A 25873-nucleotide genomic window follows, 5' to 3' on the forward strand; every position below is an offset into this window, starting at 1 on the left:
CCGTGCGGCGGGGTGTGGCTTGGCTGCCGGGACTTGCCCTGGCGGTCTGCATCGTTGCCGGAGCTGCGCCGCTCGGGGCGGAGGGCGACGGGGCCGTCCGCGGCGGCGTCCTCGACCTGCGCGGCGGTGTGCCGAAGGAGCGTGCGCTGGCGCTCGATGGGGAATGGCTCGTCTCCTGGGGACGGCTGGCGGGGGCCGAGACCGGCTTGGGGCCGGGCGCCGTGGCGATGCCCCCGCCGCGCCCCGACGGCTGGACCACCGCCCGGCTGCCCGGCGTCTGGAACGGCCAGCCCCGACCGGACGGCACGGCGATGGGGTCGGTGGGGGTGGCGACCTACCGGCTTTTCATCCTGTTGCCGGAGGATGGGGTCGCCTACACCGTCCAGGTGCCCCTGGTGAAGTCGGCGTCGCGGGTGTGGCTGAACGGCTCTCCGGTGGCTGCGGCCGGACGGCCTGCGATGATCGCCTCCGCAGAGACCGCGCAGACGGCCACCCGGTTCGTCACCCTGCCGGCCGGTGAGGCCGCGGGCGAAGGGGCACGGGTCGCCGACCTCGCCATCGAGGTGTCGAACCACTTTCACCACGAGGGCGGCATCGGTTCGAGTCCGCGGCTTGCGGCAGGCGACTTCCTCCAGCGGGCCTGGACGCTGCGCCAGCTGGTCTCGGCCGGCGTGGTGCTGTCGCTGTTCCTGCTGGCGGCCTATGTCGCGGCCTTCGCACGGCGGGGAGAGCGGTCGGCCTATTATCTGATGACCGGCCTGCTGGCGGCGAGCGCGGTGCGCATGCTGTGCACCAGCGAGCTGCTCACCACGGTCTTCCCCGCCGTGGACGCGTCGCTGGCATACCGGCTCGAATATCTGCCGATCTACCTGTTCTGGCCGATATATTTCCATGCCCTGGACCATCTGCTGCCGGGATGCCTGAACCGGCGGGTCGGGCGGGCGATGGACCTGCTGGGAGGAGCCGGGGTCTTGTTCGTCCTGGTGGCCGACCCGATGGTCTTCACCCGCTTCCGCGACGTGGCGAGCGCGCTGCTCGGCCTGTCGATCCTCTATTTCATCGCCCGCATCGCCGCCGCCGCCCGGCAGCGGCGCTACGGGGCCTGGGTGCTGGGCGTGGGGGCGGTGCTGTTCATGGCCTCGGTCGTCCACGACGCCATGATGTATGCCCACCTGTTCGACAGTGTCGATCTTGCCCCGTTCGGCGAGCTGGCCTTTCTGTTCATGCACGCCCTGGTCCTGGGGCGCCGGGTGATGCGGGCCTTCGACGACGTGCGGAACCTGTCGACCGAGCTTGCCGCTTTGAACGAGGGTCTGGAGCGGCAGGTGCAGGACCGCACCGAGGCGTTGCGGCGGCAGTCGGCCATCGTCGAATCGGTCCTGCGCGAGGCCAAGGAGCGGGCGGAGGATGACGCGGCCGTGAAGACGCGCTTCCTCGCCCATCTCAGTCACGAGGTGCGCACGCCGCTGAACGCCGTCCTGGGCATGGTCCGGCTGATGCAGCGGGACTCCCTGTCGGCGGGGCAGGCCGACCGGCTGCGGGTCATCGACGGGGCCGGGCGGCAGCTGGTCGCCTTGCTGGACGAGGTGCTTGAGCTGTCGCGGCTGGAGGCGGGCCGGGTGATGCTGGCGCTCGAACCGAACGACGTTCCGGGGCTGGTCCGCGACGCCGTGGCGCTGTGCCGGCCGTCGGCGGCCGACAAGGGGCTGGACGTCACGCTGACCATCGGGAAGGCCGTCGGTTGCTGGTACCTCGTCGACGGGCGCCGGCTGCACCAGATCCTGCTGAACCTTCTGTCGAACGCGATCAAATTCACGCCCCGGGGCTCCATCTCCGTGACGCTGGACCTCGGCGCGGAGGCCGCGCCGCAGGGCGAGGGACATCGGCGGCTGGTCCTCTCGGTGGCCGACAGCGGCCCCGGCGTGCCGGACGCGGCCAAGGCGACCATCTTCGATGCCTTTACCCGCCTGGAGAGCGCGGGGCTGGCCAAGGGCAGCGGTCTCGGCCTTGCCATCGCGCGGGGGCTGGTGGAGGCGCTGGGCGGGACGATCCGGGTCGCCGACCGGCCGGGGGGCGGCGCGCTGTTCACGGTCGAGCTTCCGGTCACGGCTGCCGGCGAACCCGCGGCGCCGGCCCGTGAAGCGGTGCCGGAGGTGCCCGCGCTCGACATCCTGATGGTGGAGGATGCGCCCGAGAACCGCGCCGTCCTGCGCGCCTTTCTTGCCGCCGGCGGCCACCGGGTGACGGAGACGGACCGCGCGGAAGAGGCGGTGCGGCTTCTTCTGGCGCGCCGGCGCTTCGACGTGATCCTGATGGACATCCGGCTCGCCGGGATGAGCGGCCTGGAGGCGGCCCGCCGCATCCGCGCGCTGCCCGACGAGGCGGCGGCCCTGACCCCGATCATCGCCGTCACCGCCAACGTTTCGTCGGCCGACGAGGTGGACTATCGGGCGGCGGGCATCGACGATCTCCTTCCCAAGCCTCTCGACCCCGACCGCCTGGCCGCGGCCTTGGCCCGCTTCGCGCCCGCCGGCCCGGCGGCGGCCCTGCGGGCCTCATCGACCGGCCGCCAAGCGCCCCGGCTGGCGGAGACCATCGCTCTGGACCGGCTGGGCGCGCTGCTGGATCTGTTCGCCGCCACCTGCCGGGAGCAGCGCGCGGCGCTGGCCGCGGCGGACCGGGCGGGGGACGGCGCATGGCTGGCCGCCATCGCCCACCGGCTGAAGGGCTCGGCCGCGACCTACGGGTTTCCCGCGCTCGCCAACGCCGCGGCGTCGCTGGACAGGGCCGTGCGGAGCGACGGGCCGGCGGGTGCCCCGCTCGCCGACCGGGTGCGCGCGGTGGACGCGGAGTTGAGAGCCGTGCTGGAGGCGCTGGACGCGCGTCGTCGAGCCCCGGCGGATGGTTAGGCACCGGGACGCCCGGCCCTTGCTGGGAGTCCGGCCAGTCGGACCCGGCTCAATCGGACTCCGGCGCACTCTCCGACAATGCGTAGCCGACCCCGCGCACGGTGACGATCGGCGCCGGCCGGCCATCGTCGCTCCTCATCTTGCGCCGCAGCCGCATGACCAGCATGTCGACCGTGTGCTCGCTGACGTTGTCCCGGTCCCGGTTGCTGATGACGTCGAGCAGGTACTCCCGATTGACCGGATTGGGCCGCATCGCCGCCAGCGCCGCCAGCACGTTGAATTCGCCGGTGGTCAGCGCCTGGAAGGACCCGTCCGGACGGAACAGCGCACGGCGCACGAGGTCCAGCGTCCATCCGTCGAAACGCAGGTAGGAGTCGTGGGATTTCCGACGCAGCAGGTTTCGCACCCGGGCCAGAAGCTCCCGCGGGTCGACCGGCTTGGTGACGTAGTCGTCGCCTGCGTCCTCCAACGCGCCGATCCGGTCCTCGTCGTCGGTGTGGACCGTGACGAACATGAGACCCGTCCGGTCGCGGATGTGCAGGCTCCGCGCCAGTTCCAGCCCGTTGGCATCGGGCAGATTGATGTCGAGGAGCACCAAGTCCGGATGCTCCTCGGTCAGCAGGCGCTGCATCGTCGCCGCATCGGGGGCATGCAGGACGCGGTACCCGGCGTCGGCCAGACAGCCCGCGTACAATTCGCGAAGCTCGGCCGCATCCTCCACCACCAGAACCGTGGCTTGTGCCATCCCGTCTCCAAAGGTTGCGGCCATACAGACACGAGCAAAAATGCCTACGTGCCAAAACCCTATCGTGCTGGCAATCGAAATTTGTCGTCACCAGTCAGGTCGCTTCTATCATACAACGGTGCGTCGACAAGGAGCAAGACGGCTTCATCATGGCCAGAACCATCCGCTTCGCGCAGCTTTTTGCGCTGTCTGCCCTTTTTGCCATCGCTTATCATCTCGGCGCCTTGGCCAGTGTGCGGATCGCGCGGATTCCCGAGGCCAACTGGACCGTGATCTGGCTGAGCTCCGGTATCGGGCTGCTGTGCGTGCGGGCGATCGGGTCGGCGGGGCTGGCGGCGATAGGGGCGGCGGCGTTGGCGACCTCCACCGTCTATTATGCCGTGCGTCTTGGCCTGCCTTGGCCGCAGGCGCCCGTGGCGATCCTGTCGACCGCGGCGCTGGACCTGCTGCAGGTGTGGATGGCGGCGCAGGCCGACCGGCGGCTCGGCCACTGGCCGGTGGACGGGCGGATCGAGGGGACCTATGGGCGGATGGTCACCTACCTTCTGCGGGTGTGCCTGCTGCCGCCCCTGGTGACCTGCACGCTGCTGGTCGTGAAGGATCCGCTGCTCGGGATCGGCAGTCTGAGCCCCGACGGCAGCGTCACCGGCATGCTGATGAAGATCTTCATCGTGGTGACGGGCAACGCGCTGGGATTGTTCCTGCTGGGGCCGCTGGCCGCGCTGTGGGATCGCCGGCAGGCGTTGAGGGCGGCCGGGCCGGAACTGCTGGTGATGCTGGCGCTCGTCCCGTTGCCCGTGCTGCTGTCCACCCTGGCGATCCCGCACGTCGCCATCCTGGCGTTCGCGGTGGCGCTGATGGTGGCGGTGCGGCATGGGCTGGCCGGCTCGGTTCTGGCGGTCCTGGTGCTGACCCTGACCACGGTCGCCACCGTGGCCGCCAAGGCCGGCCCCTTTCCGGTCGATCAGGCGGGAATGACGATGTTCGGCTTCGCGCTGGTGATCGTGGTGTTGGGGGTGACCTTCCATTTCGTCGGCCTGGCTGTGGACACGCTGGCGCATCAGCAGGCGAACCTGGAGCGGCTGGTCGCCGCGCGCACGCAGGCTCTTGAGCGGAAGAGCGCCGAGTTGGCCGCCCTGGCCGATCGGAAGACGGCCTTCCTCGCCTGGCTGAGCCATGAGGTGCGCACGCCGCTGAACGCCATCCTGGGCATGGTGCGGCTGATGCGGCGCGATGGTCCGGGGCCGGATCACCAACGTCGGCTGGGCATCGCGGAAACGGCGGGGCGTCATCTGGTCCGGCTGCTCGACGATGTGCTGGAGCTGTCGCGCCTGGAGGCGGAGGCGGTGACCCTGGCACCGGAGCCGGCCGACGCGCGCGCCCTGATCGGCGAGGTGGCCACGATCCTGCAGCCCGAGGCCGAGGCGAAGGGCCTGCGCCTGGCCGTCGTCGTCAGCCCGACGCTTCGGCCGGCCTATCGCCTGGATCCGCTCCGGCTGCGCCAGCTGCTGTTCAACCTGATTGCCAACGCCATCAAATTCACCGACGCCGGCATGATCATCGTGCGGCTGGGCACCGAAGACACTCCCGACGGCACCCGGCTGGTCCTGGAGGTCGAAGACACCGGCCCCGGTGTGCCCGAGAGCGCGCGGGACAGCATCTTCGATGCCTACGACCGTGCCGGGGCGGGGGACTCGCGGTCGGACGGCACCGGCCTGGGCCTGGCCATCGTGCGGCAGATCGTCGAGCGGATGGGGGGACGGTCGGGGTGACCACCGGCCGCAGCGGCGGCGCCTTGTTCCGCCTGTCCATTCCGGCGACCACGGCCGTGGCGGAGCCGGCACGCCCGCACGCCGATGCGGACGGGCTGCGGGCCGCCCGCTGCGGATTGTTGCCCGTGCCCCCGATGGACATCCTTCTGGTGGAGGACGGGCCGGAGAACCGCATGGTCATCATGGAATGGCTGGCCCCCGGCGGTCACCGGATCACCTGCGCCGCCAGCGGGGAAGAGGCCCTGCGCGCGGTGGCGGAGCGGCCGTTCGATCTGATCCTGATGGACATCCGCCTGGAAGGCATGGACGGGACGGAGGCCGCCCGGCGCATCCGCGCCTTGCCGGACGAGACATCGGCGATGACGCCCATCATCGCCCTGACCGCCAACGCCAGTTTGAAGGACCGGGAGACCTACACCGCCGCCGGCATCGACGAGGTGCTCACCAAGCCCGTGAACCCCGATGCGCTGACCGACGCCCTGGCCCGGCACGCCCCGTCCGGCGCCTGCCGGGCCGGACCGATGGAAGAGTCCCAGGCCGGTGACGCTCCGGCTCCGGTTTCGGCCCTGGCCCCGGCGGTCGCGGAGCGGCTCGCCTCTCTCTTCGTCACGGTGGCGCATGGCCTGGACGCGGCGTTGTGCGACGCCCAGAAGGCGGGCGACCGGGACGAGATGGAGCGCATCGCCCATCGCCTGCGCGGGTCCGCCGGCACCTATGGCTACCCGCGGCTGGCCGGTGCCGCGGCGGCCCTTGAACGGGATCTGCGGCACGGGGTCGACGGCGAGCGCTTGATGACCGCGGTGGCCGAGGTTCGTGCTGCGCTGGGGAGCGTCGTGGGCGTCGGCGCAGGCAACGTCCGCTGACCGTGCTGCAGGGAGAGAGTTTACGCCGGCTTCTGCTTGTTCATGCCGGAAAGCAGGCGGCTTGGATGAGGCGGTCGAACATGGCGTCTGCGGGCTTCGGCGCCGGAACCATTCCGATGCGCGGAGAACCCTGCGCCGCCGAGGGGTTGACGCCGCCGCCGTCGCACCCTTCCATCCGGCCACCGCCTGCTCCCCCGAGATGCGTTGGGTGCGACGGGATCATCCTGCCCCGACCTGGGTCCGCCGGTATGCCTGTGCGAACCACCGAACCGGGGCAGGACCATATCGAGCATTGACCGGGCCGGTGTCCGGCAGGCCCCTGCCGGGCCACGGTCATCACGCAGGCTTCCTCGTGCTTGCCCGCACCACCAGTTCGCAGTCCAGGTCCTGGTGCGCGGGCAGCACCTCGACGCCGCGCAGCCGGGAAAGAACCTGGCTTGCCGCGATCGACCCGATCTTCTGTTGCGGCGGTCGGATCGTGGTCAGCGGCGGCTGCGTCGAATCCGCGAAGGTCAGGTCGCCGAATCCGATCACGGCGACATCCTCGGGAACCCGCAACCCGCGGCACGCCAGCTCGCGAAGAACGCCGAGCGCCAGCGTGTCGTTCGAACACGCCACGCCGTCGATGTCCGGGTGACGGTCCAGCATCTCGCTGATCAGGCGGGATCCGATCGACGCCCGGACGACATCGGTCACCACCAGGGACATCGGCTCGTGGAGGCCTCGCTGGCGCACCTCCTCGGCATAGCCGTCGGCCCGCTTGTGCAGGCGCGTGTCCTGGGCCGCAGCCACGCCGATATAGGCGACCCGGCGGCTTCCCTGATCATACAGGAAGCCGGTCTGCCGCCGTCCGACGTCCGTGTGCGAGAACCCCACGGACAGGTCGATCGCGACGCCGGGCGCATCCGTCACGTCCCAGGTCTCCACGACGGGGATGCCGGCGGACCGCAGCATCGCCCGGGTTCCCTCCGTGTGCTCGAAGCCTGTCAGCACGATCGCCGCCGGCGACCAGGCAAGGAAGGCGCGGATGAGATGCTCCTCCCGCTCCGGATTGAATTCGCTTACCCCCAACATGGTCTGATACTGCGCGGCGTGCAGCAGATCCTGCAGGATGTTGTAGGTTTCCGCGAAGAAGGAGTTCGTGATCGACGGGAGGATGACCGCCACGGTTCTGCTCTTCCCGGCCGACAGCCCCCCCGCCATCAGGTTGGGCACATAGCCGCATTCATCGATGACCTTGCGGATGCGCTCGGCCATCGAGGGCGAGACCTCCTCCGGCCGGCGGCAATAGAGCGAGACCGTGCTGGGCGAGACCTGAGCGATGGCGGCCACCTCGATGATCGTCATGCGCTTCTTGGTTTGGCGTCGGCGCCTCTGTGGCTGCGGCTGCGTCTGCGTTGCCTCACGCATTGCCTGCTTCCTCTGTTCCGGGGACCGTTCCGTGCGGAACGGCCTTGCTTGCCGATGGCTGTACGGCGCCAGCCATCCGCGCACCCAATATTGTTGATCCGGAGCCGGGAAGGAAGTGGGTAGTAGTCCCGGCCGGTCCGGTCCGCCTCCGGTTGCGCCGCCAGTCCGGCCGCGGGCCCGGCGCCAGGACGATCCGTGCCCCGGCCTCCCGGTCATGTGGCCGAGCGTCCCCTGGTCCGGGCCAGACAGGAGAAGGGAAGAAACGGGTCCTGCTTCGCTTCGTACCGGATCAGCCAGACGCAGACGCAGGAGATCGCCGACACCCCGGCGAGGTAGGCCACGACGTACCGCGGGTTCCCGTCTCCGAGTGCCAGCAGCGACGCGGCGAACAGCGGGGTCATGCCGCCGACGATCGCCGACACCTGATAGGCGACCGACAGGCCCGTGTACCTCACGTTGGTGTCGAACATGCGGCTGAACATGGTCGGCTGCACCGCGAACAGCGTGACCGGGCCCAGGCTGAAGCCGACGATCATGGCACAGTAGATCAGGACCACGTCGCGCGTTCCCAGCACCTCGAACAGGCCGAAGCTGATGACCGTACAGACCAGCGATGCCAGGAGGTAGATCGAGCGCTGGCCATACCGGTCGGACAGCCAGCCGGCGATCGGGCACATGACGATGCCGACCGAGGCGGCGAGCAGCATTCCCGTCAGCGGGACGTGCCGGTCCATGCCGAGGGTCGACACCATGTAGGCGACCGCGAAGGAGTAGATCGCGTTGAAGAACACCGTCTCGACCAGCCGCGCCCCGGTGGCCAGGATGATGTTGCGCGGATGGCGGCGGAACAGTTCGACGACCGGCAGTCCCTCCGCCGCCCGCTGGCGCGACGCGCTGCCGGTCACGGGATGTCCGGTGCGCGGCTCGGCCGTCCGGCGGGGCTCGGCGCCGTCCTGCGGGCCGGCGGCCATGCCGCTCCCCTGTGCCGAGGCGAAGTCCTTGGTTTCGGCGACGTGGATCCGGATGTAGAGGCCGACGACCAGCATGGGCGCCGAGAGCCAGAAGGGAATCCGCCAGCCCCATGACATGAACTGGGCATCCGTCAGCAGAAGATCGCAGGCCGCGAAGACGCTGGTGGCGAGGATGACACCGGCGGACGAGGCCGCCTGCGGCAGGGATCCGATGAAGCCCCTCCGGTTCCGCGGGGCGGATTCGATCGCCATCAGCGAGGCCCCGCCATACTCCCCGCCAAGGCCGAAGCCTTGCAGGAGGCGCAGGGCGACGAGCAGGATCGGCGCCCAGATGCCGACCTGTGCGTAGGTCGGCAGACAGCCGATCAGGAAGGTGGTGATCCCGACGATCATGATCGTCCAGATCAGCGTCACCTTGCGGCCGACGCGGTCCCCGAAATGGCCGAAGACGATCCCTCCCAGCGGACGGGCCCAGAACCCCACGCCGAAGAAGGCGAAGGCCGCGATCGTGGCCACCATCGGATCGGCGTCGGGAAAGAAGAGCCGCCCGAAGACCAGGCCGGAGGCCGTTCCGAATGCGAAGAAATCATACCATTCGAGGAGCGCGCCGGCGAAGCTGCCGGCGACGACCTTCCGCAAGGCGGGCTCCCGAAGGCCGGCTTGGGTGAACTTCTCGCTGCTCATGATAGAGACCTCCAGCTCTTCGGGCCTGCCGGGTGGAAAAGGAGAGCAGAGCCTGCCGGTGACGGCGGCGATGGCGAGGCAGCTCGCCCTGCTCTCCGTTGTCAGGCATTCCTCCTGACTGCGGTTATGCCTTGGCGGATTCCTGCTGGGCGCGGATCATGGCGATCTTCTTCCCGAAGATGAGCTGCAGGATGATGAAGGGGATGAAGACGGTCGCGAGGACCGGCAGTGCCGGCAGGCCGGCAGCGCCCTTGATCAGCATCGCACCCGAGGCGATCAGCAGCATGAACACCAGCTTGCGGAAGACCGGCGTCGGAAGCCGCTTGTGCACGAACTGCCCGACCAGGGAGCCGAGGATCATCATGGGAACCGCGAACACCACCAGCTTGACCGTCGAGACCGTCAGGATGCCGCTCGTCGCCAGGCCGCCGATGATGGTGATGTTGTTGGCGGTGAAGAAGGCGTTGAGCGTGCCGCGGAACGCCGCGGGGCTGAGGTTGCGCAGCATGCCGTAGATCACCACCGGCGGGCCGTTGGTGGAGAAGGCCGCGCCGAGCGCACCGGCGATGGCGCCCATCGGCGCCGCGATCCAGCGCTTGTCGTAGGTCGGCAGGCGCGGGATGAACAGGCTGTAGGCCGAGTAGACGATGAGGAAGACGCCGAGGCCGATCTTCATCATGTAGTCCGGCAGGTAGGACAGTGCGTAAAGCCCGACCGGGACGCCGAGGAACGAGAAGGCGATCAGCACGGCGGCCGACTTCCAGTCGGTTTCCTTGCGCGACAGCCAGGTCGCATAGAGCGCGGTGGCGGTTCCGACGATGACCGACATCGGAGCCGCCATCTTCACCGGCAGCATCAGCGACACCAGCGGCATGGTGGTCAGCCCGCCGCCGAAGCCGGCGCAGATGCCGACGAAGGTGTAGAGGAACATCAGGGCGCATACCGTCAGGACGGTGGTCGTGTCCAGCAGCGTCCCGTCCGGCGTGAAGATGGCAAGAAGGTCCATGGCAGGCTCCCTAGTTCAAGGTCAGGCCGGCGTCGACGATGAAGTCCTGGCCGGTGCAGCCGCACGACTCGTCCGATCCGAGGAAAAGGGCCATCCGGGCGCAGTGGGTGCCGTCGAGCCGGAACTTGAGCGCCTGGAGCTCGACGAACTGGTTGACCGCCGCGGGGTCCAGCTTGGCCCACATCGCGTCCTGCTTGGGAGTGCGGATGGCGCCGGGGACGAGGCTGTTGACCCGGATGTTGCGGGCGCCGAGTTCCTGGGCCAGCGTCCGGGTGAAGCCGTGGATCGCCGCCTTGGACAGGGAGTAGAGCACGCGGCCCGGCCGGCCGCGCATCCAGTTGATCGACCCCATGTTGATGATCGATCCGCCGCCCTTCTCCGCCATGCCGCCGATCACCGCCTGGATGGCGAAGATCTGGTGGCGGAGGTTCACGGCGATGCGGTTCTCGAAATACGCTTCGGTGATGTCCTCGATCTTGTGGTGATCGTCGCTCCCCGCATTGTTGACGAGGATGTCGACGACGCCGAGCCTGGCGGCGATCGTCGCGAAGCAGTCCTTGAGCTGCCCGATGTCGGTCACGTCGCAGGGAAGGAAGAGGCAGCCGAGTTCGGTTGCCAGCGCCTCCCCGGCCTTCCGGTCGACGTCGAGGAAGCCGACCTTCGCGCCCTGGCTGACGAAGGCACGGACCAGTTCCTCGCCGATGCCGCTCGCGCCGCCGGTGATGGCGACGACTTTCCCCTCCAGGGACGAATAGTGCACGTTTTTTTGATAGTTCATTTGCACGCACTCCTACGGGAAAGGCGGTCGCCTTTCCCCCGTTCGCCGATCCCACGGATCGGGCACTGTTCTTATTTCCGGTTGCCGTGAAGTCCGGCGTGGACGACCTTGTAGGTCGCGCAGAAGTCCTCGGTCCCGAACCCCGCCGCGACGCCCTTGTCGTAGACCTGCTTGACCAGCGCGACGCCCGGAAGGTGGAGCCCCTTCTCCTGCATCATGGTGCACATGATGTTGACGTCCTTCGCCATGTTCTGCAGGGAGAACACCGGCTTGTAGTTCTCCTCGATCAGGCTCTTGACCTTGCTCGTGAGATAGAAGTTCATGGCGCCGCCGTAGGACACGGCCGTCGTGAATTCCGCCTTGCCGATGCCGTAGACCTCCGCCGCATTCAGCATTTCGTTGACGCTGTTCTGGATGCCGGCGACAAGCGTGTTGTGCAGCATCTTCATCACCAGGCCGCGGCCGTTGGCGCCGAGATGGATCTGGTTCGATCCCATCATCGCCAGCAGCGGGCGGACGGTCTGGTAGGCGCTCTCGTCGCCGCCGACATAGATGCCGAGCTCGCCGGCCTCCGCGGCCGGAACCGATTTGACGACCGGCGCGTCGAGCATCGCCGCGCCCTTGCCCTTCACCGTCTCCGCCAGGGCCTGGGAAACGCTGGGGTCGATGGTGGACATGTCGACGGTGATCTGGCCGGCGCGCAGATGGGGCAGCATCGCCTCGTAGACCGCCTGGACGTCCACGGATTTCGGCACCATCGTGAAGATGACGTCGGCGCGCCGGGCGATGTCCTCGATGGACGCGGCCGCCTCGGCACCCGCCGCGACCACCCGGGCGATGGCCTGCGGGTTCATGTCATAGACCAGGACGGTGCCGGCGAACTTGGTCACCAGGTTCCTGGACATGGGCTCACCCATCAGGCCGAGCCCGATGAAACCGATCGTCTTCATGTCAGTCTTCCTTGAAAGCGGGTTTGCGCATGCCCGCGACGGCGGTGCGCATGGTGAAGAGAGCGCCGGAGAGCGGCCGCTCGCGCAGCTCGTCTTCGGACATGTTCTCGCGGGTCGTGGTGATGTAGAGCGTCTTCATGTCGTCGCCGCCGAAGCAGACCATGGTCGGGCAGCGCGCGGGCAATCGATGCTCTTCGAGGATTTCGGCGGCCGGCGAGATCCGGGCGATGCGGTGGCCGTCGAACAGTGCCGTCCAGTAGCAACCCTCGACGTCCATGGCCGCGCCGTCCGGCCGCCCGTTGCCACGCGGGAAGCTCATGAAGACCTCGCGGCGCCCCGGCTCCCGGCTGGCGGGGTCGATCGGGGTCCGGTACAGGACGTGGTTCGGCGTGTCGGTGGTGTACATCCACCGCCCGTCCGGGCTGAACGCCAGACCGTTGGCGCCGAGGATGTCGCACTGCACCACCTTGACCGTCAGGCCGGCATCGACCCGGCACAGCAGCGCGCCGTTGTAATCGCGCGGGGACCAGTAGGTTCCGGCGTAGAAGCGGCCGTAGGGGTCGACCCCGCCGTCGTTGAAGCGGGCGAGGAGGGGGTTGTTCGGGTTGTCGCAGATCTTCCTTTCGATGGTCCCCTGCGCGTCGGCCAGATAGATCCCGGTGCGCATGGCCAGGATGAAGCCCCCCTTCTCGCGCAGGGCGAAACACCCGACCTCCTCCTCGAAGCGGAGGATCCGATGGTCCGTGCCGTCGGGCCGGCAGGAATGAAGCTCCTTGCGCAGGATGTCGGTCCAGTAGAGGCGCCGGCCCGTCTCGCACCAGGTCGGGCACTCGGGAAGCTCCCCGATGTAGTCGAAGAGCGGTACGGGCTCATTCATGGCTCGACACCCTGATGCTCATCTGAAGGGAAAGGGTCTCTCCGGGAGCCACCCGCCGCATCGCACGGCCGTCCAGGTCGACCGGAAGGTCGTTGATCGCGTTGTTCACGTTGGTCACCGGCTCGACGGCGACGAAGTTCTTCGCGGCCGGCGGGATGAACAGGACCGCGTTCGTCGCCTGCGGCGAGTCGATCGCGACCGTCACCTTGCGGCCCGGCCAGGTGATCGTGGCGGGTCCTTCCCAGTCGCAGAAGCAGTTGTCGATGGACCCGGCGACCGGAGCCCGGGGAGACCGGTAGCTCCACTCGGGCGGCACCTCGCCCATGGAAACGGGAAGGCTGTCCGGGCCGTTGAACAGGACCTTTCCCGCCGAGAAGTGCAGCAGTGCCGCGCTTGCATCGGGGAAGTAGGGATGGAAGCCGAGCCCGACGGGCACCGCCTTCCCCGCCAGGTTCCGGTAGGTCAGCTCGACGGTCAGCTCCCGGTCGTGCAGTTCGAAGAGCTGTGTCGCCTGGTACGGCCAGGGCCAGTGGTGTTCCTCGCCCTTCACCGGGCTGTGCACGAACGTCAGGGCGATGGACCGGTCGGAGGTGTCCGCGACCTCCCAGGGGCGCTGCCAGGCGTTGCCGTGGATCGAGTGCGGGTGGTCCCCGAAGTTCCGGGCGAGCTGGAAGCGCTCGCCCTCATACGCGAACCGGCCGCCGGCGATGCGGTTCGAGTAGGGCACCAGCGGATAGCAGGCGGACTGGTTGACGATCACGTCCTCGCCCGCCGGCAGGGGACGGAGGATGTCCACCTCCCCGAACGTCAGGGAGGCGATGGCGCCCCCGAGGTCCGGTGCCACCTCCAGGGCCATGCCGCCCCGGGCTATGCCGATCCGGCGGGGCATCAGTACACCTGACCGCCGGAGACGGTGACGGCCTTGCCGCGCACCGCCGCGAGCTGCTCCTTGGCGCGGGCGACCAGCATGCTCATGTCGGAGCCCAGGGCCACGAAGGTGAATCCGAGATCCTGATAGCGGGCGACCAGATCGGGATTGCCCCCGACGATTCCGCAGGGCTTGCCCAGCGCCCGGCACCGCTGCACGGCCTCCTTGATCTTGGCCTGCACCTCGGGATGGGCGGGATTGCCGATGTGCCCCATCGCGCTCGACAGGTCGCCGGGGCCGACGAACAGGCCGGTGACGCCGTCGAGCGACCCGATCGCTTCGAGATTGTCGATGGCATTCGGGGTTTCGAGCTGCAGGATCAGGCACAGCTCTTCGCGCGCCTCCCGCACGAAGTCGGGGTTCATGCCGTAGTGGCTGGCGCGATGGACGGCGGCGAAGCCGCGCTTGCCGAACGGCGGATAATAGGCGGCGTCGACCGCCTTCCTGGCGTCCTCGGCGTTTTCGACGAACGGCACCATCAGGCTGGCCGCGCCGCCGTCGAGGGCGCGCTTGATCAGGACCGGATCATTCCAGGCGAGCCGGTACAGCGGCGTCACCCCGGTGCCGGCCGAGCGCACGGCGCGGTCGATCCGGATGGCGTCCGCGGAATCGACCGGCACATGCTCCTGGTCCAGGACCAGGAAATCGAATCCCACGCGCGCCATCGCCTCGGCGACCGTGTCGCTGCCGGTCATCATCCAGGTGCCGAGTTGGAGCTTTCCGGATTCGATGTTGCGCTTGAACTGGTTCATGACGCTGTATCCTCAGTAGATATGCGGTTCCGGCACGGCTTCCCCGGCCTGGAGGAAATCGAAGTCGCAGCCCTGGTCGGCCTGCGTGACATGCTGCTGGTAGAGAGCTGCGAAGGAGCGCCCATAGGTGCGGTGCACCGGCTTCCAGGCCGCGCGGCGTGCGGCGAGTTCCTCGTCGCCGACCAGCATGTTCAGGGTTCCGGCGGCGACATCCAGCTCGATGATATCCCCGGTCCTGACGAGCGCCAGCGGACCGCCCACGGCAGCCTCGGGGGCGACGTGCAGGATGCAGGTGCCGTAGTGGGTGCCGGACATCCGGCTGTCGGAAATGCGCACCATGTCGGTGACGCCGTCCTTCAGGAGCTTCTTCGGGATCGGCAGGTTGCCCCATTCCGGCATGCCCGGGGCGCCGACCGGGCCGGCGTTGCGCAGGATCAGCACCGAGTCCCTGGTCACCTCCAGGGCGGGATCGTCGATCCGCTCGGAGAGTTCCTGCGGGGTGTCGAAGACGATCGCCGGGCCGCGGTGCTTCAGCAGCGACGGCTGGGCCGCCGAGGACTTCATGACCGCGCCGTTCGGGCACAGATTGCCGCGCAGCACGGCGAGCGCGCGGCCGGTGGACAGCGGGATGACCGGGTTGTTCAGCCCACGGATCACGTCCTCGTCGAAGCACGCGGCGTTTTCGATCCAGTCCGAGACCGGCCGGTTGGTGACGCCGACCATGTCCAGCCGCAGGAACGGCTCCAGCTTCTTCATCAGCGCCATCAGGCCGCCCGCGAAGTAGAAGTCCTCCATGAGCCGGTCGCCGGACGGGAACAGGTTGGCCAGGACCGGCACCTCGCGGGCCACGGCTTCCATGTCCTCGAGCGTCAGCGCGATCTTCGCGCGGTTCGCCATGGCGATGAGATGGATGGCGGCGTTCGTCGATCCGCCGAGCGCCATGTACGCGACGATGCCGTTCAGGAAGTTGCCCTTCTCCAGCCATTTCGACGGCCTGTGGTCGTGCCAGACCATGTCGACGATCGTCTTGCCGCACAGCGCCGCCATCTGCGGGTGCCGGGAGTCGGCCGCCGGGATGGAACTCGCGCCGGGAAGCGTGAAGCCGATGGCATCGGCGATGGAGGTCATCGTCGAGGCCGTGCCCATCGTGTTGCAGGTCCCGATCGACCGGGTCATCGCCCCTTCCAGCTCGACCCAGTCGTGCTGCGTGATGGCACCGACCCGCAGCTGGTCCCAGAACTTCTTGGTATGGGTTCCGGCGCCGGTGATGTGGCCGCGCCACTTGCCGGAGGACATCGGCCCGGCGGGGCAGAAGATGGCCGGAATGTCCATGCTGAGCGCGCCCATCAGGAGGGCCGGCGTGGACTTGTCGCAGCCGCCCATCAGGACGGCGCCGTCGATCGGATGCTGGCGCAGAAGCTCCTCGGTCTCCATGGCGAGGAAGTTGCGGTAGAGCATCGTGGTGGGCTTCACCATGACCTCGCCCACCGACAGCGCGGGAAGCTCGACGGGATAGCCGCCCGCCGCCCAGACAGCCCGCTTCACCGCCTCGGCACGCTCACGCAGGTGAACGTGGCAGGCGCTCATCTCGCTCCAGGTATTGATGATTCCGATGACGGGCTTTCCCAGGAATTCCTCCCTGTTGAGCCCCATTTGCTGCGTTCTCTGGCGATGCGCAAACGCACGGATGGTATCCGGCGCGTACCAGCGTTGGCTGCGCAAGTCGGAGACGCCGACTTTTCGAAGGTGGGAGGCATCGAACATTTTGTCTATTCCCGGTATCGAGGTCCGAACGCAGGTTCGTAACGTTACGATTCGTGGGCGCATGCGGCGCCATGGTGCTCTTCGCAGCTAGGCTCATGCTGCTCTCGGTTTCGTCGCCGAACCGGGGGCAGTGCTCCATATGTCAAGGATTTGCAAAGCGCAGCGATCTGAAGCGGACCGATCGCGACCCCACGGAGCCGGACCGGCTGCAGCGCTGCGAAACATGGAGGAACATACACCCACGTCGTTTTCGTAACGTTACGAAGGCTACCGTCGTAACGTTACGATTGCCATGCGGCCGTCTGTCGCAGGTGCGATTTGGCTGGTCCGGCGCCGGTGCGAAGGGGGGTGTCGGCGCGGTCATTCCTTCGCGGTGGCCGTGCTTGCCGAGAGGATAGCTTTCCGGAACCGGGAGGACCTCGCTATCCTGCTCGAACCGGGCATGGACGAGGCATCGCCGGTGCTGTTGCCCGATATGCGGTCGCGATCCTGTCGTTCCGCCGTGACGGCCGGGGGCTTGTCCAGGCGTTTGAGCGGACGCTCGAAGCGGCAGCGGCCCACCAGGGCTCCCGCACCCCGATCTGGTCGCGGTGCAGCCGGAGCGACCGCGGCAGCCTCCGGGCGCGTGCGCTGCGCCTGCGGACGGGCAGGCAACGGCCGTTTCCCGCCTGGACGGGAGCGGGCAACAGAGCGAGGGACGAGCAGCATGAGCAGCAAGCCTGAGGCGGCCACCGGCGGTACGGTGCCCCAGCGCTTCTACCACGGCACGCGGGCCGACCTGAAGCCGGGCGACCTGATCGAGGCCGGCTGCAACTCCAACTACGGCCGTCGAAAGAAGGGGAGCTGGGTCTATCTGACCGCGACCCTCGACGCCGCGATCTGGGGCGCCGAACTGGCCGCCGGTGACGGGCGCGGCAGGATCTACATCGTGGAGCCGACGGGCCCGATCGTGGATGACCCGAACCTGACCGACAAGAGGTTCCCCGGCAATCCGACCAGGTCCTACCGCTCCCGCGAACCGCTTCGGGTCACGGGCGAGATCACCGATTGGCAGGGGCACTCTCCGGAGCAGCTCGTGGCCATGAAGAACCATCTGGAACAGCTCAGGCAGCAGGGAATCGAGGCGATCGACTAGAAGCACGTCCCCTGCCGGGCGCAGGGGAGTCCCGGTGCGAACGGCGTTCGCAGCCACCTTCGCCGGATCGGATCGGGGCCTGGATATCCGCCCGCTGCTGACGCATGGACAGTGAAAGGACCGGTCATGGCGATTGCCAAGAACACGATCTGCCTCTGGTACGACAAGGACGCCGAGGCTGCCGCCCGCTTCTATGCCGAGACTTTTCCCGACAGCTCGGTCGGGGCCATCCATCGCGCGCCCGGCGACTACCCCTCCGGCAAGGCGGGCGACGTGCTGACCGTCGAGTTCACCGTCGCCGGCATCCCTTGCCTCGGCCTCAACGGCGGACCAGCATTCCGGCACAACGAAGCCTTCTCGTTCCAGATCGCCACCGACGATCAGGAAGAGACCGACCGCTACTGGAACGCCATCGTCGGCAACGGCGGGCAGGAAAGCGCCTGCGGCTGGTGCAAGGACAAATGGGGCGTCTCCTGGCAGATCACCCCGCGTGTGCTGACCGAGGCGCTGGCGGTGGGCGGCGATGAGGCGAAGCGCGCGTTCGACGCGATGATGAGCATGACGAAAATCGATGTCGCCGCGATCGAGGCGGCTCGACGCGGCTGACCGGTCGCGGGCGGGTGTCGACCGCTGCCCGCCGCGGCCGGAGGGCCGGGACCGTGCCGCCGTTCGACGACAGGGGCGGAACGGTCCTGGCCATGCGTCAACCGGGCTGCACGGCCTGGACTGCGACGGCACGGCCGTCCGAGTATTTGCGCCGGAAGGCCTTCCAGGGAGCATATTCCGGCGAGTTGAAGAAGGCCTTGATCTCTTCTTTCGAAGGGAATGCGACGATCAACACGCGGTTGTTCCATGCTCCTTCCAGGACGACGCCGTCGTCATCATAGGCGATCGGCGTACCGCCGAACATCTTCAGAAGCGGCAGCACGTGCCGCTCATATTCCTCCATTTTCGGCATGTCGAAGATGCTGATGTCGATCACAAGGTAGGCCGTCACGGTTTCATCTCTGCTGTCCAATTGATGCGTGACGGCATCTAATCAGGTCCCGGCAAACAGGTTTAGACGGTCAATGTGACCATGACTGTCCTGCATCCGGGACAATGGGCCCCCCCTCCACGGGTACGGCACCCGCCGGGCCGGAACGGCCCGATGATCCTCGTCGCGGTGACCGGGTGCCGCCATGGCGGGGTCAGATCACCGCGAGCAGGCCGCCGCGACCAGCGCGTCGTTCTCGGTGCGCTTGCTGACGTCGGCTTTCACGAAGAGGGCGGGAACGCCCAGCGCCCTGATGACCTCGGCGGCCGGTTCGCCGCCCTCGCGCGGCGTCTCCGTCACGTCGGAGACGATGACGGCCCGTGCGCCGTGCTCGGCCGCGCGCAAGGCGATCGCCCGGCCGATGCCGCTCGACGCGCCGGTCACCACGACCACCTTGCCGTTCAGAATGTCGCTCATGATGGATCTCGCTGGGAAGAGGGGGCGCGCCGGATCAGGCCGGCTGGGAGGGGGGGTGCGTCACGGGCAGGGCGCCAAGCTGTTCCAGCAGCTTGTAGAGGTTGGCGACGCCCCAATGCTCGACGATCCGGCCGTCGCGCACGCGCATGGCGTCCACCGTCTCGAAGGCGATGGCCTTGCCCGTGGGGGCGATGCCGAGGAAGGGTCCCAGGTGGGTGCCGTGATAGGTCTTGTAGGTGGTGACCAGATCGCCGTCGGCGACCTGCCAGTGGATGTCCGCATGGAAATCCGGGAAGGCGGCACGCAGGGCCTTGTACAGGCGAAGCGTGCCGGCGCGGCCGGGCGTGCCGCCCGGCTGCGGGGTGTGGTCGAGGTAGTCGGGGGCGAAGAGCTCCTCGAACAGGGCATAGTTGCCGCGGCCCTGGACCTCTTCGGTGTTGCGGCGCACGACGGCGATCGCCGCCTGGCTTTGGGGCGTGCTCGACATGGTGATGATCTCCACGCGCTCGGGTCAGCCGAACATCCTGGCGACGGTGCGGGCGACGATCTCGCCCTGGTGGCGGGCGCCGGCGAGCTCGATCTCGGAGGGCTGGCGCGACCCGTCGCCGGCCGCGACGGTGGTGGCGCCGTAGGGAGCGCCGCCGACGATCTCGCTCATCGTCAACTGGCCCTGGTGGCTGTAGGGCAGCCCGACGATGACCATGCCGAAATGCAGCAGGTTGGTGATGAGCGAGAACAGCGTGGTCTCGTTGCCGCCATGCTGCGAGGCGCTGGAGGTGAAGGCGGCGCCGACCTTGCCGTTGAGCGCGCCGCGCGCCCACAGCCCGCCGGCCTGGTCGAGGAAGGCGGCCATCTGCGAGGACATGCGGCCGAAGCGCGTGCCGGTGCCGACGACGATGGCGTCATACTGCTCCAGCTCGGCCACCGTGGCGACCGGCGCGCTCTGGTCCAGCTTGAAGTGGGCATTCCGGGCGATCGCCTCGGGCACCGTCTCCGGCACCCGCTTGACGTCCACCTCGGCACCGGCGCTGCGCGCACCCTCGGCGATGGCATGGGCCATCGTCTCGATGTGGCCGTAGGACGAGTAGTAGAGAACCAGGACCTTGGCCATGAAAGCGTTCCTTCGGTGATGGCGGGGAAACCCGGCGCAAATGACCGCGGGGGAGGGGCCGCTGCCGTCGCGGCGATCCTGCGTCCGTGCGCTGGCTGGCCTGATGCTAGTACTACAGCGGGGATTTTCTGAGGCTGACGGTGGGCGCTGTCGGCTGTTGAGCGTGGATCAGCAGGGAGGATCCACGGATGACGGTCATTGCCGAGACGGCAGGGTGGGCGCGTGCCCTGGAGGAATTGGTCGAGCACCTGGCTCCGCGCTTTCGTCGTGTGGAGGTGCGGCAGCGGGCGTTGAGCTATCTGCGCGGGCTGCTGGCCCCTCTGGAGCGCAAGAACGGCTGGCATCTGGCGGAAGCCGCCGGGGATCGCACGCCGGACGCCCTGCACGACTTCCTCGGGCGAGCGCGCTGGGACGCGGAGGCGGTGCGCGATGACCTGCAAGCCTATGTGAGCGAGCACTTGGGGGATGCCGACGGCGTGCTGGTGCTCGACGAGACCGGCTTCCTCAAGAAAGGGATGCGCTCGGTCGGCGTCAAACGCCAGTACTCCGGCACCGCCGGGCGCACCGAGAACTGTCAGGTCGCCGTGTTCCTCGGCTATGCCAGCCGCCACGGCCGGGCGCTGATCGACCGCGCGCTCTACCTGCCCGAGGAGTGGGCGGCGGATGCCGACCGCCGGCATCTGGCCGGGGTGCCGGAGGAGGTGGCTTTCGCCACCAAGCCCAAGCTGGGGCGGGCGCTGCTGGAGCGCGCCGTCGCGGCGGGCGTGCCCTGCGCGTGGGTGACGGCCGACAGCGTGTACGGCGGCGACTACGCGTTGCGGCTGTGGTTGGAGCGGCAGCCGCTCGGCTATGTGCTGGCGGTCACCAGCAAACAGCGGGCGCCACTCGGCTTCGACACCGTCAAGCAGCGGGCCGCCGCGTGCGTCGGCGCCGCCGATTGGCACCGCCTGAGCGCCGGAGATGGGGCCAAGGGGCCACGCCTGTACGACTGGGCCTACAAGGTTTACCCGTCACTGCGGGAGGGCTGGAGCCGTGGCCTGCTGGTGCGCCGCTCGATCGCCGAGCCGGACAAGCTGACCTACTACCTGACCTTCGCGCCGGAGGGCACGCCGTTGGCGACGCTGGTGCGGGTCGCGGGGGCACGCTGGACGGTGGAGTCGTGCTTCGAAGCCGCCAAGGGGGAGGTCGGTCTGGATCAGTACGAGGTGCGCACCTGGACGGCGTGGCACCGCCACGTCACGCTGGCGATGTTCGCCCTGGCCTTTCTCACCGTCGCCCGAGCGGCGGCCATCGGGGGGCGAGGAGCGCGTCGATCTGTCGGCCGATGTCCTGCCCCTCACCGTGCCGGAAATCAGACACCTGCTTGCCTCCTTGATCGGCCCGCCCCGGCCCGATCCCGCCGCCGTTATCGCTTGGTCCGTCTGGCGACGGCGCCACCAACAACGAGCACGCCAGTGCCACTGGAAACGCCGCACCCAAACCGATAAATCTCCGCTGTAGTACTAGCACTCGAAGCATGGCTTGATTATCCCCCGGGCGTGGGCAACATTGTGCCGTTTTTCGATCCAATCGGCGGGTGCAGATGCAGGACCTGAACGACACCATCGCCTTCGTGAAGGTGGTGGTGGAGGGCAGCTTCACGAAGGCGGCCCGGCGGCTGCGGCTGCCCAAGACGACGCTGAGCCGCAAGGTGCGCGACCTCGAACAGCGGCTCGGCATCCAGCTTCTGCACCGCACTACCCGCCGCATCGGGCTGACCGAGGCGGGTACGGTGTATTTCGAGCGGTGCCGCCGCATCGCCGAGGAGCTGGAGCAGGCCGAAAGCGCGGTAGCCCAGCTTCGCGACGCCCCGCGCGGCTGGCTGCGCGTCACCACGCCGCCATCCTTCGGCATGAAGGTCATCGCACCGTTGATGCCCGATTTCCGCGCCAGCTACCCCGACGTCCGCATCGATCTGGTGCTCAGCCATGAAACCCTCGATCTGGTGGCGCGGGACATCGACGTGGCGATCCGGATGGGGCCGCTGCAGGACTCCTCGATGGCGGCCCGCAAGCTGGGCGCCCTGTCCCGCCACGTCTATGCGGCACCGGCCTATTGTGCCAGCCATGGTGCGCCGGCTCATCCGGACGACCTGGTTCGGCATGCCACGCTGGCCAGCATGACGGCCCGGCGTCCGACCGGCCATGTGTGGCGGCTGGCACGGGCCGGCGAGGTGCGGGATGTGGCACTCGACCCGGTGATGACGGCCGATGATCCGGAGATGCTGATCCCGGCCCTGCTTGCCGGGGGCGGGCTGGTCCTCGCCACCGACTTCTCCATGCGGCCCTACCGGTCGGCCGGTCAGGTGGTGCGGGTGCTCGACGGGTGGGCGGCGTCGGACGTCGACCTGCACGCGGTCTTTCCCGGTGGGCGGGTCCAGCCGCCGAAGGTGCGGTCCTTCCTGGATTTCCTGGTGGCGCGCATCGATCTCGGGGACCGCGCCGGCCAGGGGTGAACGTTCGGCTCAGCCCTGCCTGATCAGGCTGTGGACCATCAGCGCGCCGCCGAACTGCTGCAGGCGACCGCCCTCGGCGATGCGACCCAGCGGGATGGGGGCGAAGCCCAGCCGTTCGATCAGGCCGGCGACCTCGGCAGTGGCCCCTTCGTCGTCGCCCGACAGGAACAGGACGCGGCGCCCGTTCTCCTGCGGGTCCTTCGCCAGCACCGCGGCCGGCAGCGTGTTGAAGGCCTTGACGACGCGGGCGCCGGGCACGGCCTCGGCGACGATGTGGGTGGACGGGCGGCCGCCCAGGTCGCGGGGCGTGAAGGCCGGGAAGTCGATGGCATTGGTGGCGTCGACGACGATGCGGCCGTTCCAGGCCGGCGCTTCGTGCACGGCGTCGCGGACCGCGTCGTAGGGAACCGCCAGGATGACGATGTCGGCGGCGAGCGCGTCCCGCAGCGTGGCGGGGACGACGCCGGGCCCCAGATCGTGGGCGAGGTCGGCCAGGGTTTCCGGTCCGCGGCTGTTGGCGATCAGGACCTCGATTCCCTTGCGGGCGAACTGTCCGGCGACGGCGGCGCCGATGGCGCCGGACCCCAGGATGGCATAGGTGGTCATGACGATGGTCCTTTCGAGACAAGGGGGTGGATGGATGGATCAGACCGCGCGGGGGGCCGCGGGTTTGGGCAGGGAATCGGGCAGGGGGATGAACTCGGTTTCGCCGGGGACGGCGGGGAAGCGGCCCTCGCGCCAGTCCCGGGCGGCCTGTTCGATGCGCTCGCGCCGGCTGGATACGAAGTTCCAGTAGATGTGCCGCCGTCCGTCCAGCGGTTCGCCGCCCAGCAGCATCAGCCGGGCCGGACCGACGGCGCGCAGCACGATCTCCGCCCCCGGCTGGAAGACGACGAGCTGGTCCTTGCGGAACAGGCCATCCTCGGAGACCGCCTCCACCGCTCCGTCGACGATATAGGCGGCGCGCTCGACGTGCTCGGCGTCGACGCGCAGCCGGGCCCCGTCCTGCAGGATCACGTCGGCGTTGAACAGGTCGGAGAAGGTACGCGTCGGCGCCCGCCGGCCGAGCAGGGAGCCGGCGATCAGCCGCAGGTCGATGCCGTCGCCTTCGATCCGCGGCAGCGCCTCGGCCGCCACATGCTGGAAGCCCGGGTCGGTTTCCTCGTGCTGCGCCGGCAAGGCGATCCAGCTCTGGAAGCCGAACAGCCGGTGGCCGGTGCTGCGGGTGGCGGGGGCGGTGCGTTCGGAATGGACGATGCCGCGCCCGGCGGTCATCAGGGTCACCGCCCCCGGCTCGATCGCCTGGACGAAGCCCTCGCTGTCGCGGTGGACGATCTCGCCCTCGATCAGATAGCTCAGGGTCGACAGGCCGATGTGCGGGTGGGGGCGGGTGTCCATCCCCTCGCCGGCGGTGAAGGTGACCGGGCCGAAGCTGTCCAGGAAGATGAAGGGGCCGACCGACCGGCGCATGGCCGACGGCAGGGAGCGGCGGACCTGGAACCCGTCGCCGATGTCGCGGACGGCAGGCAGCAGGATGTGTTCGACTCCGGCGGCGGGGCGCACGGTCATGGCAGGAACTCCCGGTCTTGGAAGGAGCGGCGCGGGGCTGGTGAGGTCTGGCAAGCGGCCCGTCGCTGCTGGTGAGGACAAGCTAACGCCGCTGGACCTTCGGAAAAACCGGGATAAGATGGATCGAAACGTTCGAGAAATTGGAAATGTCCGACCCCGGCACCCCGACCTTCGACCAGCTCCGCGTTTTCCTGACCGTCGTGGATACAGGCAGCTTCGCCGGTGCGGCGCGCAAGCTGGGGCGCGCCACCTCCGTCATCAGCTATTCGATCGCCAATCTGGAACTGCAACTGGGCGTCTCGCTGTTCGACCGCGAGACCACGAAACGGCCGCAACTGACCGACGCCGGCCGGGCCGTGCTGGCGGAAGCGCGAACCATCGCCAACGGCATGGGCAGCCTGCGCGCCAAGGTGAAGGGCCTGATCGAGGGGCTGGAGTCCGAGGTGCATCTGGCGCTCGACGTCATGTTGCCGGCCCGGCGGGTGGTCGATGCGTTGAAGGCCTTCCGCGAAGCCTACCCGACCGTGACGCTGCGCCTGTATGTCGAGGCGCTGGGCGCCGTCACCCAGATGGTCCTCAACCGCACGGCGACGGTCGGCATCAGCGGGCCGCTGGACATGGAGATCGACGGCATCGAGCGGATCGGCGTCGGATTCGTCGAGCTGGTGCCGGTCGCCGCGCCGTCCCACCCGCTGGCGCTGGCCGGGCGCAATCCACCCGGCGCGGGGCGCGAGCATGTGCAACTGGTGCTGACCGACCGCTCCACCCTGACGCAGGGCTGGGAGTTCGCCGTCATCGGCACGCGCACCTGGCGGCTGGCCGATCTGGGCTCCAAGCACATGCTGCTGCGCGAGGGGATCGGCTGGGGCAACATGCCCCTGCCGATGATCCAGGAGGATTTGGACAGCGGACGGCTGGTGCGGCTGGACATGCCCGACTGCAAGGGCGGTCCCTACCGGCTGCAGGCCGTGCACCGCACCGACAGCCCACCGGGGCCGGCGGCCTCCTACCTGATTGCCCGCTTCGAGAGCCAGATGGCGGGGTGATAGCGTTTTGCACCAATTGTTCTTATTTATACAACAGAGAACTCGTAATTTGCATATTTATCGCTGTCACGGGAACAGTTAGCGTCCCGGTATCGACCGGCACGGCAGACTGCCCGCGTCCGGCCTGATCCCGATCTCTTCCCAGGCTCCAAGGACGCGGATCATGAGCCAAACCACCTCCCTCTGCGCCGCCGCCGGCGATATCCTGTCCGCGCTTTCCTGCAAGCTGCACGGCGCGGGCTGCTCCGCCGTCCGCACGGTGCTGGACCTCTTCATGATGCCGTCGGGCAACCAGCGGCTGCTCGGCTGGCTCGGCAATCACCTGCTGTCGATTGCCGGTCAACTCGCCGGCGGCGCGTCGGACCTGATTCCGGCCTATCCCACCGCCATCGGTCCGGTCCTTGCGGCTACCGGCTGCGCGGCCATCGTGGCATTGCGCTCGCTCGGCAGCGCCGCCGTGCTGGCGGCCCTCCTGGTGATCGCCGGCCTTCTGGCGGTCGGCGCCGGCCTCCGCCGCACGGCGCGCCCATCCCCTTTTCCCGCCCGGAGCGGAGCGCTATAGCTTGTGGATCAGCCTGCCGGCGTGCCTGGCGTCCCGCTCGCCCGCAGGCTGGGGCTTCCGCGACACCGATATCGTCAGAACCCTCTTCGCCCGG

At 68.7% G+C, this 25873-nt stretch carries 25 protein-coding genes; 9 read left to right on the forward strand and 16 right to left on the reverse strand.

The window, feature by feature from the left end; genetic code table 11:
• The first annotated feature begins 14 nt into the window (after window positions 1-14).
• A complete protein-coding gene (locus DEW08_RS00910; RefSeq protein WP_109323708.1) occupies window positions 15-2909 on the forward strand; it encodes an ATP-binding protein in 2895 nt (964 codons plus the stop codon).
• Window positions 2910-2958: 49 nt separating this feature from the next.
• Here DEW08_RS00910 and DEW08_RS00915 read toward each other — a convergent pair whose 3' ends face one another.
• A complete protein-coding gene (locus DEW08_RS00915) occupies window positions 2959-3654 on the reverse strand; it encodes a response regulator transcription factor (protein WP_109323709.1) in 696 nt (231 codons plus the stop codon).
• Between the two features lie 149 nt (window positions 3655-3803).
• Here DEW08_RS00915 and DEW08_RS00920 point away from each other — a divergent pair, with 149 nt between their 5' ends.
• Together DEW08_RS00920 and DEW08_RS00925 are read left to right on the forward strand one after the other, a co-directional pair.
• The gene (locus tag DEW08_RS00920; RefSeq protein WP_109323712.1) at window positions 3804-5426 is read left to right on the forward strand and encodes a sensor histidine kinase; all 1623 of its coding nucleotides are present in this window, start codon (window positions 3804-3806) and stop codon (window positions 5424-5426) included.
• Window positions 5423-6289 (forward strand): response regulator, encoded by an 867-nt coding sequence (locus tag DEW08_RS00925; RefSeq protein WP_109323713.1) that lies wholly within the window; start codon window positions 5423-5425, stop codon window positions 6287-6289. The genes DEW08_RS00920 and DEW08_RS00925 overlap by 4 nt, the downstream gene beginning before the upstream one ends.
• Before the next feature lie 336 nt (window positions 6290-6625).
• On the opposite strand, the gene DEW08_RS00930 is transcribed toward DEW08_RS00925, so the two are convergent.
• The 9 genes from DEW08_RS00930 to araD form a co-directional block, all read right to left on the reverse strand.
• A complete protein-coding gene (locus DEW08_RS00930; RefSeq protein ID WP_245986049.1) occupies window positions 6626-7636 on the reverse strand; it encodes a LacI family DNA-binding transcriptional regulator in 1011 nt (336 codons plus the stop codon).
• Window positions 7637-7911: 275 nt separating this feature from the next.
• Window positions 7912-9354 carry an MFS transporter gene (locus DEW08_RS00935; RefSeq protein ID WP_109323715.1) on the reverse strand — a complete coding sequence of 481 codons (1443 nt, stop codon included), beginning with the start codon at window positions 9352-9354 and terminating at the stop codon, window positions 7912-7914.
• Between the two features lie 124 nt (window positions 9355-9478).
• On the reverse strand, window positions 9479-10360 hold the full coding sequence (locus DEW08_RS00940; protein ID WP_109323716.1) for a sulfite exporter TauE/SafE family protein: 882 nt from the start codon (window positions 10358-10360) through the stop codon (window positions 9479-9481).
• A gap of 10 nt (window positions 10361-10370) precedes the next feature.
• Window positions 10371-11138: an SDR family NAD(P)-dependent oxidoreductase gene (locus tag DEW08_RS00945; RefSeq protein ID WP_109323718.1), complete on the reverse strand. Its 768-nt coding sequence runs from the start codon at window positions 11136-11138 to the stop codon at window positions 10371-10373.
• A gap of 71 nt (window positions 11139-11209) precedes the next feature.
• Window positions 11210-12088, reverse strand: coding sequence for an NAD(P)-dependent oxidoreductase (locus DEW08_RS00950; RefSeq protein ID WP_109323719.1), 879 nt, complete (start codon window positions 12086-12088; stop codon window positions 11210-11212).
• Between the two features lies 1 nt (window position 12089).
• Window positions 12090-12965, reverse strand: a complete 876-nt coding sequence (locus DEW08_RS00955) for an SMP-30/gluconolactonase/LRE family protein (protein WP_109323720.1) — start codon at window positions 12963-12965, stop codon at window positions 12090-12092.
• Window positions 12958-13854 (reverse strand): aldose 1-epimerase, encoded by an 897-nt coding sequence (locus DEW08_RS00960; protein ID WP_109323721.1) that lies wholly within the window; start codon window positions 13852-13854, stop codon window positions 12958-12960. Before DEW08_RS00960 ends, DEW08_RS00955 begins: the two co-directional genes overlap by 8 nt.
• Window positions 13854-14645, reverse strand: coding sequence for an HpcH/HpaI aldolase family protein (locus DEW08_RS00965; protein WP_109323722.1), 792 nt, complete (start codon window positions 14643-14645; stop codon window positions 13854-13856). Before DEW08_RS00965 ends, DEW08_RS00960 begins: the two co-directional genes overlap by 1 nt.
• Before the next feature lie 12 nt (window positions 14646-14657).
• Entirely contained in the window at window positions 14658-16409 is a 1752-nt protein-coding gene (gene araD, locus DEW08_RS00970; protein ID WP_109323723.1) for an L-arabinonate dehydratase, read from the reverse strand.
• 706 nt (window positions 16410-17115) lie between these two features.
• Between araD and arr the strand changes: the two genes are divergently transcribed.
• Together arr and DEW08_RS00980 are read left to right on the forward strand one after the other, a co-directional pair.
• Entirely contained in the window at window positions 17116-17544 is a 429-nt protein-coding gene (gene arr, locus DEW08_RS00975; RefSeq protein WP_109323724.1) for an NAD(+)--rifampin ADP-ribosyltransferase, read from the forward strand.
• Window positions 17545-17670: 126 nt separating this feature from the next.
• Complete coding sequence (locus DEW08_RS00980) at window positions 17671-18150, forward strand: VOC family protein (RefSeq protein WP_109323725.1); 480 nt, start codon at window positions 17671-17673, stop codon at window positions 18148-18150.
• A 97-nt stretch (window positions 18151-18247) separates the two neighbouring features.
• Here DEW08_RS00980 and DEW08_RS00985 read toward each other — a convergent pair whose 3' ends face one another.
• The 4 genes from DEW08_RS00985 to wrbA all read right to left on the reverse strand — a co-directional run bounded on the left by DEW08_RS00985 (window position 18248) and on the right by wrbA (window position 20108).
• Window positions 18248-18541: a DUF1330 domain-containing protein gene (locus tag DEW08_RS00985; protein ID WP_109323726.1), complete on the reverse strand. Its 294-nt coding sequence runs from the start codon at window positions 18539-18541 to the stop codon at window positions 18248-18250.
• Between the two features lie 198 nt (window positions 18542-18739).
• A complete protein-coding gene (locus DEW08_RS00990; protein ID WP_109323730.1) occupies window positions 18740-18997 on the reverse strand; it encodes an SDR family NAD(P)-dependent oxidoreductase in 258 nt (85 codons plus the stop codon).
• 34 nt (window positions 18998-19031) lie between these two features.
• Complete coding sequence (locus DEW08_RS00995) at window positions 19032-19484, reverse strand: ester cyclase (protein ID WP_109325220.1); 453 nt, start codon at window positions 19482-19484, stop codon at window positions 19032-19034.
• A 24-nt stretch (window positions 19485-19508) separates the two neighbouring features.
• Window positions 19509-20108, reverse strand: coding sequence for an NAD(P)H:quinone oxidoreductase (gene wrbA / locus DEW08_RS01000; protein ID WP_109323731.1), 600 nt, complete (start codon window positions 20106-20108; stop codon window positions 19509-19511).
• Between the two features lie 188 nt (window positions 20109-20296).
• On the opposite strand from wrbA, the gene DEW08_RS01005 reads away from it, so the two are divergent.
• The gene (locus DEW08_RS01005; protein ID WP_109323732.1) at window positions 20297-21595 is read left to right on the forward strand and encodes an IS701 family transposase; all 1299 of its coding nucleotides are present in this window, start codon (window positions 20297-20299) and stop codon (window positions 21593-21595) included.
• 95 nt (window positions 21596-21690) lie between these two features.
• Complete coding sequence (locus tag DEW08_RS01010; protein WP_245986050.1) at window positions 21691-22602, forward strand: LysR family transcriptional regulator; 912 nt, start codon at window positions 21691-21693, stop codon at window positions 22600-22602.
• Window positions 22603-22611: 9 nt separating this feature from the next.
• Here DEW08_RS01010 and DEW08_RS01015 read toward each other — a convergent pair whose 3' ends face one another.
• Both DEW08_RS01015 and DEW08_RS01020 read right to left on the reverse strand, forming a co-directional pair.
• Window positions 22612-23208: an NADPH-dependent F420 reductase gene (locus DEW08_RS01015; protein WP_109323735.1), complete on the reverse strand. Its 597-nt coding sequence runs from the start codon at window positions 23206-23208 to the stop codon at window positions 22612-22614.
• Window positions 23209-23247: 39 nt separating this feature from the next.
• Window positions 23248-24171 carry a pirin family protein gene (locus tag DEW08_RS01020; protein WP_109323736.1) on the reverse strand — a complete coding sequence of 308 codons (924 nt, stop codon included), beginning with the start codon at window positions 24169-24171 and terminating at the stop codon, window positions 23248-23250.
• 146 nt (window positions 24172-24317) lie between these two features.
• Here DEW08_RS01020 and DEW08_RS01025 point away from each other — a divergent pair, with 146 nt between their 5' ends.
• Window positions 24318-25217, forward strand: a complete 900-nt coding sequence (locus tag DEW08_RS01025) for a LysR family transcriptional regulator (protein WP_109323738.1) — start codon at window positions 24318-24320, stop codon at window positions 25215-25217.
• Between the two features lie 163 nt (window positions 25218-25380).
• Window positions 25381-25779, forward strand: a complete 399-nt coding sequence (locus DEW08_RS01030) for a hypothetical protein (protein ID WP_109323739.1) — start codon at window positions 25381-25383, stop codon at window positions 25777-25779.
• The last annotated feature ends 94 nt before the right edge of the window (window positions 25780-25873 follow it).

Source organism: Azospirillum thermophilum (assembly GCF_003130795.1).
Classification (GTDB): Bacteria; Pseudomonadota; Alphaproteobacteria; order Azospirillales; family Azospirillaceae; genus Azospirillum; species Azospirillum thermophilum.

Coding starts and splice junctions, on each gene's coding strand:
- DEW08_RS00915 (WP_109323709.1), bottom strand. CDS start 3,654: ATGGCACAAGCCACGGTTCTGGTGGTGGAGGATGCGGCCGAGCTTCGC.
- DEW08_RS00920 (WP_109323712.1), top strand. CDS start 3,804: ATGGCCAGAACCATCCGCTTCGCGCAGCTTTTTGCGCTGTCTGCCCTT.
- DEW08_RS00930 (WP_245986049.1), bottom strand. CDS start 7,636: ATGACGATCATCGAGGTGGCCGCCATCGCTCAGGTCTCGCCCAGCACG.
- DEW08_RS00935 (WP_109323715.1), bottom strand. CDS start 9,354: ATGAGCAGCGAGAAGTTCACCCAAGCCGGCCTTCGGGAGCCCGCCTTG.
- DEW08_RS00940 (WP_109323716.1), bottom strand. CDS start 10,360: ATGGACCTTCTTGCCATCTTCACGCCGGACGGGACGCTGCTGGACACG.
- DEW08_RS00945 (WP_109323718.1), bottom strand. CDS start 11,138: ATGAACTATCAAAAAAACGTGCACTATTCGTCCCTGGAGGGGAAAGTC.
- DEW08_RS00950 (WP_109323719.1), bottom strand. CDS start 12,088: ATGAAGACGATCGGTTTCATCGGGCTCGGCCTGATGGGTGAGCCCATG.
- DEW08_RS00955 (WP_109323720.1), bottom strand. CDS start 12,965: ATGAATGAGCCCGTACCGCTCTTCGACTACATCGGGGAGCTTCCCGAG.
- DEW08_RS00960 (WP_109323721.1), bottom strand. CDS start 13,854: ATGCCCCGCCGGATCGGCATAGCCCGGGGCGGCATGGCCCTGGAGGTG.
- DEW08_RS00965 (WP_109323722.1), bottom strand. CDS start 14,645: ATGAACCAGTTCAAGCGCAACATCGAATCCGGAAAGCTCCAACTCGGC.
- araD (WP_109323723.1), bottom strand. CDS start 16,409: ATGTTCGATGCCTCCCACCTTCGAAAAGTCGGCGTCTCCGACTTGCGC.
- arr (WP_109323724.1), top strand. CDS start 17,116: ATGAGCAGCAAGCCTGAGGCGGCCACCGGCGGTACGGTGCCCCAGCGC.
- DEW08_RS00980 (WP_109323725.1), top strand. CDS start 17,671: ATGGCGATTGCCAAGAACACGATCTGCCTCTGGTACGACAAGGACGCC.
- DEW08_RS00990 (WP_109323730.1), bottom strand. CDS start 18,997: ATGAGCGACATTCTGAACGGCAAGGTGGTCGTGGTGACCGGCGCGTCG.
- DEW08_RS00995 (WP_109325220.1), bottom strand. CDS start 19,484: ATGTCGAGCACGCCCCAAAGCCAGGCGGCGATCGCCGTCGTGCGCCGC.
- wrbA (WP_109323731.1), bottom strand. CDS start 20,108: ATGGCCAAGGTCCTGGTTCTCTACTACTCGTCCTACGGCCACATCGAG.
- DEW08_RS01005 (WP_109323732.1), top strand. CDS start 20,297: ATGACGGTCATTGCCGAGACGGCAGGGTGGGCGCGTGCCCTGGAGGAA.
- DEW08_RS01010 (WP_245986050.1), top strand. CDS start 21,691: ATGCAGGACCTGAACGACACCATCGCCTTCGTGAAGGTGGTGGTGGAG.
- DEW08_RS01015 (WP_109323735.1), bottom strand. CDS start 23,208: ATGACCACCTATGCCATCCTGGGGTCCGGCGCCATCGGCGCCGCCGTC.
- DEW08_RS01020 (WP_109323736.1), bottom strand. CDS start 24,171: ATGACCGTGCGCCCCGCCGCCGGAGTCGAACACATCCTGCTGCCTGCC.
- DEW08_RS01025 (WP_109323738.1), top strand. CDS start 24,318: ATGTCCGACCCCGGCACCCCGACCTTCGACCAGCTCCGCGTTTTCCTG.
- DEW08_RS01030 (WP_109323739.1), top strand. CDS start 25,381: ATGAGCCAAACCACCTCCCTCTGCGCCGCCGCCGGCGATATCCTGTCC.